Genomic DNA, 14,503 nt, shown 5'->3' on the forward strand with positions numbered 1-14,503 from the left:
CATCCCGGCCCACGCCCTGCGGGCGATGGACGAGCCACCTCTTGTTAGCGCCATATTGCAACCCCAAATATATGTTGTGATTGATTCTGAAACCGCGGTCTTAAAACCGTCTTTCCCGCAATCTAGCCGACAGCTCCCGCACCAGCAACTCGCGGCCGCCCTCGTCCAGATACCGCCCCACCACGACCTGCTGGTCGCGGCACCGCACGACTACTTCGGAACCCAGGCCGACCCTGCGCGTTTCGACCTTTGCCCATGCGGGCACAAACTCATGTCTGCAGACACGATCCCGTTCGCAGACCTCCACGACCAACCGGCTCTCGTCGAGATGGATGCGCTCGAAATCACCGACGCGTCTGCCGAAAGCGATGAAGGCAATGCCCAGCGCCCCGATTTCGACGCCCGCGAACGGGAGTACCCACCAGACACCAGCCATGGCCCAGGCCATCGCGATCAGTAGGGACAACACAGCCGTGACCAGGAAGAAGGCCAGAAGCGCACGCGGCGACATCGAACAGTTGCGGCGTGCAACGATGCTGAACTCGTTGGATTGGCTGAGCACTGCGGACACTGAACTGCCCCGGAAGTGTTATCTCCCCCTGACACGGCTTCTGCAGGCCGCTTAACAGGCATAAGCTAGCACGGGTATTGATCCTTATCAATATTGCCCCGCACCAAGCGGGTGCCTTCAGCCCCTGCTGGCGAGGCGATCAAGCAGGCGGCGATGCACGCCGCCAAAGCCGCCGTTGCTCATCACCAGCACGTGATCGCCGGCTTTCACGCCGTCGGCGAGCGCATCGAGCAGTTCCTCCACCGACGACGCGACACTGGCCCGTTCGCCCAGCGGCGCCAGCGCCTCGGCCGCATCCCATCCGAGGGCGGGGCCGCCGAGGCAGTAGCACATGTCGGCCCCGGCGAGCGCTTCGGGCAGACGCGCCTTCATGACACCGAGCTTCATCGTATTGGAGCGCGGCTCGATCACCGCGACGATGCGCGCCTCGCCCACCACCGAACGCAGCGCGCGCAGGGTTTCGTCGATGGCCGTCGGATGATGGGCGAAGTCATCGTAGACGGTGACGCCACCGGCCTCGCCGACGCGCTCGAGCCGGCGTCGGATGCCGACAAATTCACTGAGCGACGCCAGCGCCTGCTCCGGCCGCACACCGGCATGCCGCGCCGCCAGCATGGCGGCCAACGCATTGTTCGCGTTGTGCATGCCGGGCATTGCAAGACGCCCGGTCGCGCGTTCGCCCGCCGGCCCGACCACCGCCAACGCGTCGCCGGTCGACTCGACGCGCCAGCCGGCGGCATCGTTGAACCACTCGACCTCGCTCCACACACCGCGCGCCAGCACGCGCTTGAGCGCGGCCTCACCGCCATTCGCGACGACGCGGCCGAGCCGCGGCATGGTGCGCACCAGATGGTGGAACTGCGTCTCGATCGCCGCCAGATCCGGGAAGATGTCGGCGTGATCGAATTCCAGGTTGTTCAGGATCGCGGTTCGCGGGCGGTAGTGCACGAACTTCGACCGCTTGTCGCAGAAGGCGGTGTCGTATTCATCGGCCTCGATGACGAAGAAGGGGGCGTCACCCAGGCGTGCCGACACGCCGAAGTTCTGCGGCACGCCGCCGATCAGGAAGCCGGGCTTCAGGCCCGCCGCCTCCAGCATCCAGGCCAGCATCGAGGTGGTCGTCGTCTTGCCGTGCGTACCGGCCACCGCCAGCACCCAGCGGCCGGCCAGCACGTTCTCCGCCAGCCACTGCGGTCCGGACACATAGGGCAGACCGCGATCGAGGATTTCCTCGAGCAGCGGGTTGCCACGCGACACCGCGTTGCCGACCACGAACACATCCGGCGCCAGCGCTGTCTGAGCAGGGTCGTAGCCCTCGATCAACTCGATGCCGAGCTGTTCGAGCTGCGTGCTCATCGGCGGATAGACGTTCGCGTCGCAGCCGGTGACGCGGTGACCCGCTTCGCGCGCCAGCGCGGCGATGCCGCCCATGAAGGTGCCGCAGATGCCGAGGATGTGAATGTGCATGGTGGGTCGATGTGACAGAATGGTCGCGGATTCTATCAACCCGCCCCTCCTTTCCCTGCAGCACCCGACATGCGCCCCAGCAACATCAGACGCCAGATCGCCAGTGCCGCGGCGCGACTGATCGCGGAAGAAGGCATCCGCGACTACGGCCTGGCCAAACGCAAGGCCGCCCGCCAGCTCGGCGTCGGCCCGAACGAGGAATTGCCCACCAATGCCGAGATCGAGGAGGCGGTACGCGATTACCAGGCCATCTACTTCGCCGACGAGCAACCCGAACAGCTGCGCACTCTGCGTAACGCCACGCTGGAGCTGATGGTCGAACTGGACCGCTTCAAGCCCTATGCGACCGGCGGTGTGGTCGACGGCACGGCCGGACGCTTCACCGCGATCGAACTGCAGGTGTTCGCCGACAGCGCCAAGGAGGTCGAGCTCTTCCTGCTCAACAACGGCGTCGACTTCGACTCGCGCGACCCGCGCCGGCCGGACCGCAACAGTCCGGAAACCACGCTGCTGTTCGACTGGGACGACCTGCCGGTTGAACTCGCCGTCTATCCGGCCGGTCTGGAACGCTCTCGCGGACGCGAGCGCATGCGCGCCGAGTCACTGCGTGCACTGCTGGACAAGGAAGAGGAAACGGAATGAATGCATGGATGCGCCGCGGCCTGATCGCCGCGGTGGTCGTCGCGGCCGGTGTGGCCGGGGTGTGGTTCGGCCAGAGCCGGCAACCGCAGCTGACCGAAGCAGCGACGACCGACGCCGCGCGCCTCGAAGCGCTCAGCCTGGCCGACGCGAACGGTCAGCCCATGCCCTTCTCCGCCTGGCGCGGAAAGCTGCAGGTGGTGAATTTCTGGGCCACCTGGTGTCCGCCCTGCCGCGAAGAGATGCCGGCCTTTTCCCGCCTGGCCGAGAAGTACCGCGATCGCGGCGTGCAGTTTGTCGGCATCAGCATCGATAACGCCGACAACGTGCGCCGTTATCTGCAGGAAGAGAAGATCGCCTATCCGCTGCTGATCGGCGGCTCGGACGCCATCCAGTTGTCGGCCGATCTGGGCAATGGAGCGCAGGCCATGCCTTTTACCGTCATCTTCTCGCCAGACGGAAAGATCGTCGAGCGCAAGCTGGGTACCTACAAGGAAGAGGAGCTGGAGGCCATCCTGCTCGCACGCTTGCGCTGAGCGCCCCGGACCTGGCCCGGCTGGACAATCTGACGCGAATTCCGGCAAACTTGCCGCCATGCAGCCAACAACGCGCCGCAAGGCGACCAAACCTGCCACGCAGCCGGCGGCGCAGGATGCGACCCCAAACACCCGTCGCATCCTCGTGCTGCACGGGCCCAACCTGAATCTTCTGGGCACGCGGGAACCCGAAATCTACGGCCATCTGACGCTCGCCGACATCGACGCGAAGCTGAAGGTGAACGCGCTTGCTGCCGGCGTATCGCTCGAATGTTTCCAGAGCAATCATGAAGGCGATCTGGTCGGTCGCATCCAGGCTGCCCGGAGCGAGAGCGTCGATTTCATCCTGATCAACCCGGCCGCCTACACGCACACCAGCGTGGCGATACGCGACGCACTGGCTGCGGTGAGCATTCCGTTCGTCGAGGTGCACCTGTCCAACGTGCATGCACGCGAAGCATTCCGGCATCACTCCTACCTGTCGGATATCGCGGTCGGCGTGGTGTGTGGTCTGGGCGCCTACGGTTACGAAGCCGCGCTCGAATTCGCGCTGCGGCGACTCGACACCAGAAAATAAACACTCGCCGGCACAACGAAGGCCGGCTTACGCGGGGATACACCATGGATTTGCGCAAACTCAAGAAGCTGATCGACCTCGTCCAGGAATCGGGCATTTCCGAGCTGGAAGTGACCGAGGGCGAGGAAAAGGTGCGGATCGCCAAGCATCTGCCGGCACCGGCCGCCCAGGCCACCTATGTGGCTGCGCCCGCGCCGGTCGCCGCCGCAGCCGCTCCGGCCGCCGCCGCACCTGCCGCACCGGCCGAAGCCGCACTGCCTGAAGGTCATGTCGTGAAGTCGCCGATGGTCGGCAGCTTCTACCGCTCGTCGTCGCCCGGCGGTAAGGCCTTCGTCGATGTAGGCCAGTCGGTGGCCATCGGCGAAACGCTGTGCATCATCGAGGCGATGAAGCTGATGAACGAAATCGAGTCCGACGCCGCCGGCGTCGTAAAGGCCATCCTGGTCGAGAACGGCCAGCCGGTCGAATACGGCCAGCCGCTGTTCATCATCGGCTGAGCGACCTTCCCATGTTCGGAAAAATTCTGATCGCGAACCGTGGCGAGATTGCGCTGCGCATCCTGCGCGCCTGCCGCGAGTTGGGCATCCGCACCGTGGCGGTGCACTCCGAAGCCGACACCGAGGCAAAGTACGTCAGACTGGCCGATGAATCGGTCTGTATCGGCCCGGCGCCGTCCGGCCAGTCCTACCTCAATATCCCCGCCATCATTTCGGCCGCCGAAGTGACGGATGCGGAAGCCATTCACCCCGGTTACGGCTTTCTGTCCGAGAACGCCGATTTCGCCGAACGCGTCGAGCGCAGCGGCTTCGTGTTCATCGGGCCGCGCCCGGAAACCATCACGCTGATGGGCGACAAGGTGTCGGCCAAGGACGCAATGAAAGCGGCCGGTGTGCCCTGCGTGCCCGGCTCTGAAGGTGCGCTCGGCGACGACCCGAAGGAAATCGTCCGCATCGCGCGCGGCATCGGCTACCCGGTCATCATCAAGGCCGCCGGCGGCGGCGGCGGCCGCGGCATGCGTACCGTGCACACCGAGGCGGCGCTGATCAACGCGGTGCAGATGACCCGTGCCGAAGCCGGCGCGGCGTTCAACAACCCCGCCGTGTATATGGAGAAGTTCCTCGAGAACCCGCGCCATATCGAAATCCAGGTGCTGGCCGACGCGCACGGCAACGCCGTCTATCTGGGCGAGCGCGACTGCTCGATGCAGCGCCGCCACCAGAAGATCATCGAGGAAGCACCGGCCCCGGGTGTTCCGGCACGGCTGATCGCCCGTGTCGGCGAGCGCTGTGCCGAAGCCTGCCGCCGCATCAACTATCGCGGCGCCGGCACCTTCGAGTTCCTGTACGAGAACGGCGAGTTCTATTTCATCGAAATGAACACCCGCATCCAGGTCGAGCACCCGGTCACCGAACTGATTACCGGCATCGATCTGGTGCAGGAGCAGATCCGCGTCGCCGCCGGCGAAAAGCTGCGCTTCAAGCAGCGCGACATCAAGCTGACCGGCCACGCGCTGGAATGCCGCATCAACGCCGAAGACCCGTACAAGTTCACGCCCAGCCCGGGCAAGATCACCGGCTACCACCCGCCGGGCGGGCCCGGTGTGCGTGTCGATTCGCACGTGTATCAGGGCTACACCGTGCCGCCGCACTACGATTCGATGATAGGCAAGGTGATCACCTACGGCGACACACGCGACCAGGCCATCCGCCGCATGCGTATCGCGCTGTCGGAAATGATCGTCAGCGGCATCAAGACCAATATCCCGCTGCACCAGGAACTGATGCACGACACCCGCTTCATGGACGGCGGCACCAGCATCCACTACCTCGAGCAGAAGCTCGCGGCGCAGGAAGCGGCCAAGGTCAAATGAGCGAGTCGAGCGCACAGCCGGACGGACAGCAGGCAGGCCGCTGGATCACGGTCACGCTGCTGGCCGACTCGGCCAACGCCGAGGCGCTGTCCGACGCGCTGCTCGAAGCGGGTGCGCTGTCGGTGGACATCGAAGACGCAGACGCCGGTACGCCGGACGAAAAGCCGCAGTTCGGCGAACCCGGCATGCCGGTCGCCGTCGAGCTGTGGCCGCATTCGCGCATTCACGCGCTGTTCGATCGCGACGCCGACTACGCGACGGCGATGGCCGAGGCAGCCGAACAGGCCGGCCTGACCGCACCGCCTCCGTACACGACCTCGCCGCTGGACGAGCAGAACTGGGTGCGCATCACGCAGGCCCAGTTCGAACCGATACCGGTATCGAAACGGCTGTGGATCGTGCCGTCCTGGCATGACCAGCCCGACCCGGCGGCGATCAACATCACGCTCGACCCCGGCATGGCTTTCGGCACCGGCTCACACCCGACCACCCGGCTCTGCCTGGAGTGGCTGGATTCGGTCATCCGTGGCGGCGAAACGGTGATCGACTACGGCTGCGGCTCCGGCATCCTGGCGCTCGCCGCCGCCAAACTGGGCGCAGCGCGGGTGACCGGCACCGACATCGACCCGCACGCGATGGACGCCGCCCGCTACAACGCGGAACGTAACGGCGCCACGCTCGAACTGCTGCACTCGCGCGACAACATCGACCACACAGCCGACGTCGTGGTGGCCAACATCCTGGCCAACCCGCTCACCGTGCTGGCGCCGCTGCTGTGCGGCCTCACACGCAGCGGCGGACGTATCGCGCTGTCCGGCATCCTCGCCGCGCAGACCGACATGGTGCGCGCCGCCTATCGCCCGGCCTTCGAACTGGAGGTTGCCGGCGAGCGGGAAGGCTGGGTGCTGCTGACCGGGACGCGCGTCTGATGCTGTCCCGCTGCCCGGCCTGCGCCACCGTCTTCCGCGTCGACACGGTGCAGCTCCGGGCACGCGAAGGTCGCGTGCGCTGCGGTCGCTGCCACACGGTGTTCGACGCGGTCGACGCGATGGTAGACGTTCCGCTCCCGAAAAGCGGTGACACGCCCGCACCCGCCGCCGCAGACCTCGCACCGCCGCCCGTTGCCACCGAAATCGAGAACGCCGCCCCGGTCGCGGACGAACCCGAACACAGCCACGCCACGCTGACCTTCGCTGCAGAGCCTGACATCGAACTGCTGACGGACGACACGGCCGCCGTCACCACCGACCGGCTGGACCTCGACGTCGGCAGCGCCGACGCGCCGCCGTCGCCACTGCCCGGCGACAGCATGGAGGCACTGGTCGAACGCACCACCGACTACTGGCAGACGCGCGTCGACGACACGGCGCCCGCAGAGGCCCCAGAGGCCGTCGAAGCTGCCGCCGAAAGCGAAGTCCCCGTCGACGACCATCCAGGCACGACCGCCGCAAGCGAGGCGGTACCCGAGCCCGATCCGGACGTCACGCAGCCGCTGGACATCGTCGAACTTGAAGCCGCGCCTGCCCCCGACGACGACATCGTCGCCGCGCCGGCGGCGCCCGCACGCGATCCTCTGCTCGACCCGCCGCCGGCGCTCGAACCGGTGCGCGACCCGGCGGTACAGCGCATCCGCCGCGAACTGTATGGCGAGGACCAGACGCCGCGCCGCAGCGCGCTGAAGACGGCGCTGTGGAGCCTGGGCATCCTGCTGCTGGTGCTGCTGGCCGCTGCCCAGCTTGCCTATCTGTTCCGCACCGAACTGGTGATCGCGCAACCGGCGCTGAAGCCGCTGTTCGAGCAGGCCTGCGCCCGCCTCGGCTGCACGCTGCCGGCGCCGCGTCGCGCCGACCTGATCAGCATCGAATCATCGGAGCTGAATCCGGACACCGAACGCGCACCACTGCTGCGCCTGAATGCGCTTCTGCGCAACGGTGCCACGCACGCACAGGACTGGCCGCACCTCGAACTGAGCCTGACTGACACCGCTGACCGGCCCATCGTGCGCCGCGTACTCGCGCCCGCCGACTATCTGCCGGCCGACCGTCAGGGCAGCGAGTTCGCAGCAGCGTCGGAACAGGCGGTCAGCGTGCTGGTCGACCCGACGGACACCCACGCCGGCGGCTACCGCCTCTACGTCTTCTATCCCTGATCAACCGATCGGGCCCCTCGCAGCGCCACGCACCAGGAGGAACACCCCATGACCCAGACCGTCACGCTCGCCGGCAATCCCATCCACCTCGCCGGTCACTTCCCTGCCAAGGGCACCAAGGCACCCGCCTTCTCGCTGGTCGGTACCGACCTGGCCGACGTGTCGCTTGCCAGCCTGGCCGGCAAGCGCAAGGTGCTCAACATCGTGCCCAGCCTGGACACGCCGGTGTGCCAGACCTCGACCCGCAAGTTCAACGAACAGGCCGGCAACATCGCCAACACCGTCGTTCTGGTCATTTCCGCCGACCTGCCGTTCGCGATGAAGCGCTTCTGCGAGACTGAAGGCCTGCAGAACGTGCAGTCGCTGTCGACGCTGCGCGGCCGCGAGTTCATGGCCAACTACGGCGTCGAAATCATCGACGGCCCGCTGGCCGGCCTGACCGCGCGCGCGGTGCTGGTGCTCGACGCCGACGACACCGTGCTGCACGCCGAGCTGGTGCCGGAAATCAAGCAGGAACCCGACTACGCCGCCGCGCTCGCAGCGCTGAAGTAATCCCTCCGCAGGGCGCCGACCGGCGCCCTGCAACATTTCCGCCCTACGCTTCGCCGATGCAAGAAAGTCCGTTCAAGGGCAAGACCGGCCTGCGCCGACTGCTCAATGCCACCCGCTACTCGGCCGAAGGTCTGGGTGCCGCCTTCCGTCACGAAGACGCCTTCCGCCAGGAAGTGATCGCCGCCGTACTGCTGCTGCCGCTCGCACTGTGGCTCGGCGACAGCGGTGTCGAACGTGCGCTGATGGTGTTCTCGGTGCTGCTGGTGCTGGTCGTCGAACTGCTCAATTCCGCCGTCGAGGCCACGGTCGACCGCATTTCGCTGGAGAACCACGCACTGGCCAAACGCGCCAAGGACATCGGCTCGGCCGCCGTCATGGTGTCGCTGATCAATGTCGCGCTGGTCTGGGGGCTGGTGCTGGCAAGCTGAGGCCGGCGCCGGCCGGGGCACGGTCAGCGCCGCAGACTGAGCACCTGCGCCGGCAAGCTCGCACCGTCGGCGACCACCCGGCCATCGGCCAGCGCGATGACGCGGGTGGTCAGCTGCGCCAGGAAATCCCGGTCGTGCGACACCACCAGCATGGCCTGCGGCAGCGCGCGCAGCACCGCGGTCACCTTCTGCCGCGCATCCGCATCCAGCCCGGTCGTCGGTTCATCGAGCAGCAGCACCTCGGGCCCCATGGCCAGCACGCCGGCCAACGCCACCAGACGCTTCTCGCCACCGGACAACTGATGCACCGGCCGTTCGGCCAGATGCACGATGTGCAGGCGCGCCAGCATGTCGCCGACGATGCGGCGCACCGCCGCGTGGGCAAGCCCCTGGTTCAGCGGCCCGAAGGCGATGTCTTCCTGCACGGTGGGGCAGAACAGCTGATCGTCGGCGTCCTGGAACATCAGGCCGACGCGCCCGCGCAGCGGCCGGAAATCGGCTTCGTCGCAGCAGGGCTGCCCGCACAGTTCGAGCACCCCGCCGTCACGCGGCAGCAGGCCGATCAACAGCTGCAGCAGCGAGGATTTTCCGCAGCCGTTGGCGCCCGCCAGACCGACCCGTTCGCCCGCATGCAGATCGAAGGACACGCCCTCCAGCAGCGGCCGCTCCGGCACGTGCCTGAACGACAGATCGCGCGCACGGATCAGCGCCGGGCCGGATATTGCATGCGGGGCGGCAGTCATGCGATCACTCCGATGGACAGCAGGCAAGCCGCAAACAACAGGCCGAAGGCCAGATCGCTCGCACGCAGGTGGAAGTGGTGCAACATCGGAAAGCCGCCGCGCCAGCCGCGCGCGCGCATCGCCTGTTCGATGCGCTGGGCGCGCGCCAGACTGTCACCCACCAGCGCACCGACCAGATGCGCAGTCGTACGCAGGGTATGCGCATCGCAGCGCGCGACGAAACCGCGCGCACGCATCGCACGCTCACGCCGCAGCCGGGTGTCGTGCAGCACGTCGATGTAGCGTATGGCGAACATCAGGATGCGCACCAGCTTGTCCGGCACATTCAAGTGCAGCAACGCGTGCGCCAGCGTGACCGGCTCCATGGTCGCCACCAGCGCGGCAAACAGCAGCACCAGCGCGTGTCCGGCCAGCACGATGCGCAAGGCGTGCATCAGCCCGTCGCCATGGATACTGACGCCGGCCACCTGATACACCACTTCGCCGCCCGGCGACAGCGGCAGCGTCACCAGCACCAGTGCCATGAAAGCGTTCAGCGCCAGCAGCCGGCGCATCAGCGTCCGTGCCGGCACGCGTGCGACCAGCGCCAGCACCAGACTGCCGGCCGTCAGCACCAGCAAGGACGACAGACGCGGCGTCGCCGCGATCCACGCGCTGGCGGTCAGCACGCACAGCAGGCGCACCCGCGGATCGACGTGCGACAGCGGCGACCTCGGCGCGATACCGATGGCGATCATGCGCTCACCCGGAACTGCAGCAGTGCCGGCCGCGCACGCTGCAGCGAACCGACGATGGCCGCCGTCATCGCTGCCTCGATCGCGATCACCGGCAGATGCGCCAGCATCACCATGCCGATCAGCGACGCGAATGCGGCGCCGCCGGACAGCCACAAGGCCAGCGCCATCAGCAGCACGCCGCAGACGATGGCCAGGGCGCCGCACACCGCGCCGCGCAGGGCTGCGCTGCGCGGCCACGGCGCCCGGAAGGCGGCCGCCGCGATCAGCGCCGGCATGCCCATGACCAGGATGTTCACACCGAGGGTGCTGAGTCCGCCGAAGCCGAACAGCAGTGCCTGCAGGGTGAGTGCCGCGGCGATGACCGGAAAGGCGGCCCAGCCCAGCAGCACGCCGCACAGGCCATTGAGCACCAGATGCACCGATGCGATGCCGACCGGAATGTGGATCAGCGCGGCGACGAAGAACAGCGCGCACAGCAGCCCCGCCACCGGTATGCGCTCGTCGGGCAAGCGGCGCAGGCCGACGCCGACCGCCGCCGCCGCGATCGCCGCGCCGCCGGCCAGCACCGGCCACGAAAGTACGCCTTCGGAAATATGCATGTCCTGTCCCTATCTACGACGGCGCGCACGCCAGGCGACCAGCAGGCCGCACAAGCCGACGATGAAGCCGATGCCGCCTATCAGGTCGTGCAGGCGGATGCGCTGTTCGAAGCGGGCGATGTCCTCGCGCAAGGGCTGCAGTTCGGCGCGCAGCAATGCCGTCAGCTTCGCGTCCTCGACACCCGCCGCGGACACCGGCCCCGCGGCGGGCGCATAGGCAATACGTGCCTCGGCGCGATGCCCCTCCTCGCCTTCGGCCACCACAGCGTAATCACCCGCCGCGACCGCACTGAAGGCGAAACGCCCCTCGGCATCGCTGATGGTCGACGCCAGTTCGCGGCCAGCGGCGTCGACCAGCGACACCGCGTTGCCGGCACCCGGCGTTTCGTCGGAGTACCACACCCGACCCGCCACGCCGTCCTGTGCCGGCGTCACGCTGATGCGCATTCCGTGTGCATGGACGGCGGGCGACGCGATCAGCGCCAGCACGAGGATGATCTGTCTGAACATGCCCGTCAGCGTACCGTGAAGCGCAGATTGGCCGCCATGTTCAGCTTGTCGGCCTGCGGGCCGTCATGAGGCAGGCTGTGCCCCACGCCGACGATGTTCAGCCCGGGCTGAACCGGCACCGTCACCTGCCCCTTGTCGTCGGTAAGCAAGGGTTTGTCGTAGTGCGTGCCGCCGGTGTTCACCTTGGCGCCGGCAAGCGGCTTGCCTTCGAACAGCACGACGAGGGTCAGCGGCTGACCGGCCACCGGCGCGGCCGCCGATACCGGCACGACCTCGAGCGTGCGACCGAGCGGACGGGTCAGGGCGGCATTCCAAGCCAGCACCGTCTTGCCGAACTTGAGCGAACGCGAACCGTCGGTGGCACCCGGCACCTCGGTCTTCGGCACGTTGCGCGACTTGCCATCGACCTTGCACCAGTAGCCATTGTCGAAATCGAGCGCGATCAGCGCGGCAGCGGGCGCCTCGATCTGCACGCCGTCGTCGCCGACGCGCGTACTTGTCGTCACCTCGACGCCTCTGGCGTCCCAGGCTTTCACCGCGACCACCTTCTTCGTGTCGTAGGCCTCCACCTTGTCGGCATGGCCGTAGCGCACGGCGTGCGCCGGCCCGCGTTCGTCCACCCAGGCGTCGTGCGCCGACGCGGCGCTCATCCAGCCCAGCATGCACATCATCAGTACGGTGTTCTTCATCGTCATCGCTCCCGGATCAAAAGGTATAGGTGTAGGTGGCGCCGCCATCGACGCGCGGCCGCGGATCGACGCTGGTGCCGGTCATTTCCGAGGCGAAGCGCTTCGGCTGCAGGATGGCGTACAGCGTCCACGTCGATGGCCCGCGCTGGTAACTCAGCCGCAGGTCGTAGCGCAGCCAGGCGGGTGCGTACTCGGGTGTGTTGCCGGCGAGGTAGAAGGGGGGTGCGGACAGATACTGGTAGTTCGCGTTCGCCCGCACCATGCCGTCGGCGAAGGGGGTCGTGTACTCCACACCGAGGCCGGCCACCCGGTCCGGCAGACCGGCGATCAGATCGCGACCGGCTACGGGCGGATTCTTTATGCGCGCACGCACATAGCCGTAGGAGCCATAAAGCCGCCAGGCCGGATCGGGAACGAAGTCGACATCGACCTCATACCCCTCACGCTCGGTGTCGCCGATCGGCACGAACACACCACTGCCGGAGAAGGTCTCGCGGATTTCGCTGCTGTTCTTCGTGGTGTAGAGACTGGCCCCCACACGCCAGGCCGGCCCCAATCGCGCATTGAAACCGACGTCGTAGGATTCCGCCTTGGGCGGACGCAGATCGCCGCTCGCCACGCCGCCCGCCGAACCGAGCGGTATCACCCCGGGGCCCTGGGGCGAAATTTCCGGCGCGCCGGCCGAACGGAAGCCCTCGCCATAGTTGGCATACAGTTCGAGCGCGTCGACCGGCGTGTAGACCAGGCCGATGCGCGGCGTGGTGACCGACGCTTCGTAGGTGGTCGAGGCGGCCGGGCGCTTCAGGTTGTCGATGTCGTAGTCGAAACGGTCGTGACGCAGACCGGCCACCAGCTTGAGCGGCTCGGCAATCTTCAGCTGCCCCTGGACGAAGGCGGCGTAGGTCAGCAGTTCGAGCCGGTAGGCATTGGTGTAGAGCCCGCTCGCCTGACCGTTGGTGTAACGCTGGTTCCAGGCATCGCCACGGTCGTAACGCATTTCGGCACCGGCGCTGAGCAGCGCAAGGTCGCCGAAGCGGCTGGTGTGCAGCAGGCGGCCGCCGAACAGGTTGCGGTCGTCCGACTGCAGATTCGTGCTCGGCGCGGTGCCTCCATTGGTGCGGTTCTTCTCGTAGTGCTCGACGTAGGCGGTGGCGTTCCATCCCGCCTCGCCACGCGGTGCGTAGTTCAGCACCGCGCCATAGCGCTCGGCGTCACCGAACAGCGGCACCGCGTACGGATTGGCGTCACGAGGATCGACGATGCCGGCGCGCAGGTCGGCCAGCGTCAGATAGCCCGGCGAATCGAAACTGACCTTGTAGTAGTGACCGCGCAGCGACAGCAGACCGTCCGACAGCGGCACCGTGTACTTGGCGAACAGGTTGCCACGCGTCATGTCCGAGTTGTCGCGGAAACCTTCGCTGGTGAGCACTTCGCCGGCCGCGAACAAGGTGCCGTGCGTACCCTCTTTCACCAGCACGCCATTCAGCTTGCCGTAGCCGTAGCGCCCAAGCGTCGCCGACAGCGACGAAGCGCCACCGGTACGCGTCGTGATGTTGATGGCGCCCGAGCGGGCCTGGTCGCCGTACAGTGCCGAGAAGGGGCCCTTGATCACCTCGATGCGCTCGATCATGTCCGGCGTCAGCCAGGACAGGTCGCTCATGCCCGAACCGCCCTGCGACGCCGACGGGAAGTTCTGCGGCACACCATCGACGTAGATGGCGACGTCGCCACCATGCGCGTTGCCGGAAAAGCCGCGCATCCGTATCGGACTGCCGATGTCGCCCTGGCCGTAGGTGAAGGCGTTCACGCCGGGCACCCGGCGCAGCAGGTCGGTGAAGTCCTTGACGTTGGTGCGCGCGATCTCGTCCTGGCCGATCACCGTCACCGCCGCCGGCAGTGCCTCGCTGCCAGTCGACAGGCCACGCTTGCCCGTGACGCCGTCAGCCGACACCTGGATGGCGTCGAGCACGACGGCAACACGCTCCTGTGCCATCGCCGGTGCAAGCACACCACTCACCAGCAAGGCGCCCTGCGCCGTCGGCGCAAGCACCATGCGGCAGCACGCCTTCCACTTCGATGCACCACTTCGGATAGCTTGCAACCACTCCGGACAATCGGAGGCGGTGGCCCACCGCACCCCGCCGCGCTCCGTCCGTGCCTCTCTTTTCCTCATAACTCTTCCTTCCCGATCAATCACTTGGATCCTTTCACCCGCGTGTGCAGATGAGGCCTCTTCAGTTCTCGACGGTCGCCTCACGTCGACCGCGTATGAATACTTGTGCAAAGTTCATACCATTGCAGCGGACGGGGTGCCGGTGCGGCCTCAGGCCCCGATCGCATCGCGGCGCCCTCACCGTCGCCGGATTGCCGCCCGGGGACTGACACCGACAGAACGACCCCGGGCGACGACCCGCCGGGTCCATCGCGAAGGCCGGC

General features: G+C 67.2%; 17 protein-coding genes. 9 read left to right on the plus strand and 8 right to left on the minus strand.

What is annotated here, in order from left to right:
• Positions 1 to 100: 100 nt before the first annotated feature.
• Positions 101 to 571, minus strand: coding sequence for a DUF2244 domain-containing protein (locus METFAM1_RS0111755; RefSeq protein ID WP_232419747.1), 471 nt, complete (start codon positions 569 to 571; stop codon positions 101 to 103).
• Positions 572 to 688: 117 nt separating this feature from the next.
• Positions 689 to 2,038 carry a UDP-N-acetylmuramate:L-alanyl-gamma-D-glutamyl-meso-diaminopimelate ligase gene (mpl, locus tag METFAM1_RS0111760; RefSeq protein WP_019915464.1) on the minus strand — a complete coding sequence of 450 codons (1,350 nt, stop codon included), beginning with the start codon at positions 2,036 to 2,038 and terminating at the stop codon, positions 689 to 691.
• 69 nt (positions 2,039 to 2,107) lie between these two features.
• On the opposite strand from mpl, the gene METFAM1_RS0111765 reads away from it, so the two are divergent.
• From METFAM1_RS0111765 to METFAM1_RS0111805, 9 genes are read left to right on the plus strand one after another with little or no spacing between them, the layout of a single operon-like run.
• Positions 2,108 to 2,680: a hypothetical protein gene (locus METFAM1_RS0111765; protein ID WP_024300658.1), complete on the plus strand. Its 573-nt coding sequence runs from the start codon at positions 2,108 to 2,110 to the stop codon at positions 2,678 to 2,680.
• The gene (locus METFAM1_RS0111770; protein WP_019915466.1) at positions 2,677 to 3,213 is read left to right on the plus strand and encodes a TlpA disulfide reductase family protein; all 537 of its coding nucleotides are present in this window, start codon (positions 2,677 to 2,679) and stop codon (positions 3,211 to 3,213) included. Before METFAM1_RS0111765 ends, METFAM1_RS0111770 begins: the two co-directional genes overlap by 4 nt.
• Before the next feature lie 58 nt (positions 3,214 to 3,271).
• Complete coding sequence (gene aroQ / locus METFAM1_RS0111775; protein ID WP_019915467.1) at positions 3,272 to 3,790, plus strand: type II 3-dehydroquinate dehydratase; 519 nt, start codon at positions 3,272 to 3,274, stop codon at positions 3,788 to 3,790.
• Positions 3,791 to 3,834: 44 nt separating this feature from the next.
• Entirely contained in the window at positions 3,835 to 4,287 is a 453-nt protein-coding gene (gene accB, locus METFAM1_RS0111780; RefSeq protein WP_019915468.1) for an acetyl-CoA carboxylase biotin carboxyl carrier protein, read from the plus strand.
• An 11-nt stretch (positions 4,288 to 4,298) separates the two neighbouring features.
• The gene (accC, locus tag METFAM1_RS0111785; protein WP_019915469.1) at positions 4,299 to 5,660 is read left to right on the plus strand and encodes an acetyl-CoA carboxylase biotin carboxylase subunit; all 1,362 of its coding nucleotides are present in this window, start codon (positions 4,299 to 4,301) and stop codon (positions 5,658 to 5,660) included.
• Entirely contained in the window at positions 5,657 to 6,589 is a 933-nt protein-coding gene (gene prmA, locus METFAM1_RS0111790) for a 50S ribosomal protein L11 methyltransferase (protein ID WP_019915470.1), read from the plus strand. Before accC ends, prmA begins: the two co-directional genes overlap by 4 nt.
• Positions 6,589 to 7,809, plus strand: a complete 1,221-nt coding sequence (locus tag METFAM1_RS0111795; protein WP_019915472.1) for a DUF3426 domain-containing protein — start codon at positions 6,589 to 6,591, stop codon at positions 7,807 to 7,809. The genes prmA and METFAM1_RS0111795 overlap by 1 nt, the downstream gene beginning before the upstream one ends.
• A 48-nt stretch (positions 7,810 to 7,857) precedes the next feature.
• A complete protein-coding gene (gene tpx, locus METFAM1_RS0111800; RefSeq protein ID WP_019915473.1) occupies positions 7,858 to 8,361 on the plus strand; it encodes a thiol peroxidase in 504 nt (167 codons plus the stop codon).
• A 56-nt stretch (positions 8,362 to 8,417) separates the two neighbouring features.
• Complete coding sequence (locus METFAM1_RS0111805; RefSeq protein ID WP_019915474.1) at positions 8,418 to 8,789, plus strand: diacylglycerol kinase; 372 nt, start codon at positions 8,418 to 8,420, stop codon at positions 8,787 to 8,789.
• Between the two features lie 23 nt (positions 8,790 to 8,812).
• Here the strand turns inward: METFAM1_RS0111805 and METFAM1_RS0111810 are convergent, their stop codons facing one another.
• From METFAM1_RS0111810 to METFAM1_RS0111835, 6 genes are read right to left on the minus strand one after another with little or no spacing between them, the layout of a single operon-like run.
• Positions 8,813 to 9,532 (minus strand): energy-coupling factor ABC transporter ATP-binding protein, encoded by a 720-nt coding sequence (locus METFAM1_RS0111810; protein ID WP_019915476.1) that lies wholly within the window; start codon positions 9,530 to 9,532, stop codon positions 8,813 to 8,815.
• On the minus strand, positions 9,529 to 10,269 hold the full coding sequence (gene cbiQ / locus METFAM1_RS0111815) for a cobalt ECF transporter T component CbiQ (RefSeq protein ID WP_019915477.1): 741 nt from the start codon (positions 10,267 to 10,269) through the stop codon (positions 9,529 to 9,531). Before cbiQ ends, METFAM1_RS0111810 begins: the two co-directional genes overlap by 4 nt.
• The gene (gene cbiM, locus METFAM1_RS0111820) at positions 10,266 to 10,868 is read right to left on the minus strand and encodes a cobalt transporter CbiM (RefSeq protein ID WP_019915478.1); all 603 of its coding nucleotides are present in this window, start codon (positions 10,866 to 10,868) and stop codon (positions 10,266 to 10,268) included. Before cbiM ends, cbiQ begins: the two co-directional genes overlap by 4 nt.
• A 9-nt stretch (positions 10,869 to 10,877) precedes the next feature.
• Positions 10,878 to 11,378, minus strand: a complete 501-nt coding sequence (locus METFAM1_RS0111825) for a NikL family nickel/cobalt ECF transporter subunit (protein WP_019915479.1) — start codon at positions 11,376 to 11,378, stop codon at positions 10,878 to 10,880.
• Between the two features lie 5 nt (positions 11,379 to 11,383).
• Positions 11,384 to 12,067 (minus strand): DUF4198 domain-containing protein, encoded by a 684-nt coding sequence (locus METFAM1_RS0111830; RefSeq protein ID WP_051462232.1) that lies wholly within the window; start codon positions 12,065 to 12,067, stop codon positions 11,384 to 11,386.
• Between the two features lie 16 nt (positions 12,068 to 12,083).
• Positions 12,084 to 14,120 (minus strand): TonB-dependent receptor, encoded by a 2,037-nt coding sequence (locus tag METFAM1_RS0111835; protein WP_019915481.1) that lies wholly within the window; start codon positions 14,118 to 14,120, stop codon positions 12,084 to 12,086.
• Positions 14,121 to 14,503: the final 383 nt, after the last annotated feature.

It is taken from the genome of Methyloversatilis discipulorum (assembly GCF_000527135.1).
Taxonomy (GTDB): Bacteria; Pseudomonadota; Gammaproteobacteria; order Burkholderiales; family Rhodocyclaceae; genus Methyloversatilis; species Methyloversatilis discipulorum.

Coding starts and splice junctions, on each gene's coding strand:
- mpl (WP_019915464.1), bottom strand. CDS start 2,038: ATGCACATTCACATCCTCGGCATCTGCGGCACCTTCATGGGCGGCATC.
- METFAM1_RS0111765 (WP_024300658.1), top strand. CDS start 2,108: ATGCGCCCCAGCAACATCAGACGCCAGATCGCCAGTGCCGCGGCGCGA.
- METFAM1_RS0111770 (WP_019915466.1), top strand. CDS start 2,677: ATGAATGCATGGATGCGCCGCGGCCTGATCGCCGCGGTGGTCGTCGCG.
- aroQ (WP_019915467.1), top strand. CDS start 3,272: ATGCAGCCAACAACGCGCCGCAAGGCGACCAAACCTGCCACGCAGCCG.
- accB (WP_019915468.1), top strand. CDS start 3,835: ATGGATTTGCGCAAACTCAAGAAGCTGATCGACCTCGTCCAGGAATCG.
- accC (WP_019915469.1), top strand. CDS start 4,299: ATGTTCGGAAAAATTCTGATCGCGAACCGTGGCGAGATTGCGCTGCGC.
- prmA (WP_019915470.1), top strand. CDS start 5,657: ATGAGCGAGTCGAGCGCACAGCCGGACGGACAGCAGGCAGGCCGCTGG.
- METFAM1_RS0111795 (WP_019915472.1), top strand. CDS start 6,589: ATGCTGTCCCGCTGCCCGGCCTGCGCCACCGTCTTCCGCGTCGACACG.
- tpx (WP_019915473.1), top strand. CDS start 7,858: ATGACCCAGACCGTCACGCTCGCCGGCAATCCCATCCACCTCGCCGGT.
- METFAM1_RS0111805 (WP_019915474.1), top strand. CDS start 8,418: ATGCAAGAAAGTCCGTTCAAGGGCAAGACCGGCCTGCGCCGACTGCTC.
- METFAM1_RS0111810 (WP_019915476.1), bottom strand. CDS start 9,532: ATGACTGCCGCCCCGCATGCAATATCCGGCCCGGCGCTGATCCGTGCG.
- cbiQ (WP_019915477.1), bottom strand. CDS start 10,269: ATGATCGCCATCGGTATCGCGCCGAGGTCGCCGCTGTCGCACGTCGAT.
- cbiM (WP_019915478.1), bottom strand. CDS start 10,868: ATGCATATTTCCGAAGGCGTACTTTCGTGGCCGGTGCTGGCCGGCGGC.
- METFAM1_RS0111825 (WP_019915479.1), bottom strand. CDS start 11,378: ATGTTCAGACAGATCATCCTCGTGCTGGCGCTGATCGCGTCGCCCGCC.
- METFAM1_RS0111830 (WP_051462232.1), bottom strand. CDS start 12,067: ATGAAGAACACCGTACTGATGATGTGCATGCTGGGCTGGATGAGCGCC.
- METFAM1_RS0111835 (WP_019915481.1), bottom strand. CDS start 14,120: ATGGTGCTTGCGCCGACGGCGCAGGGCGCCTTGCTGGTGAGTGGTGTG.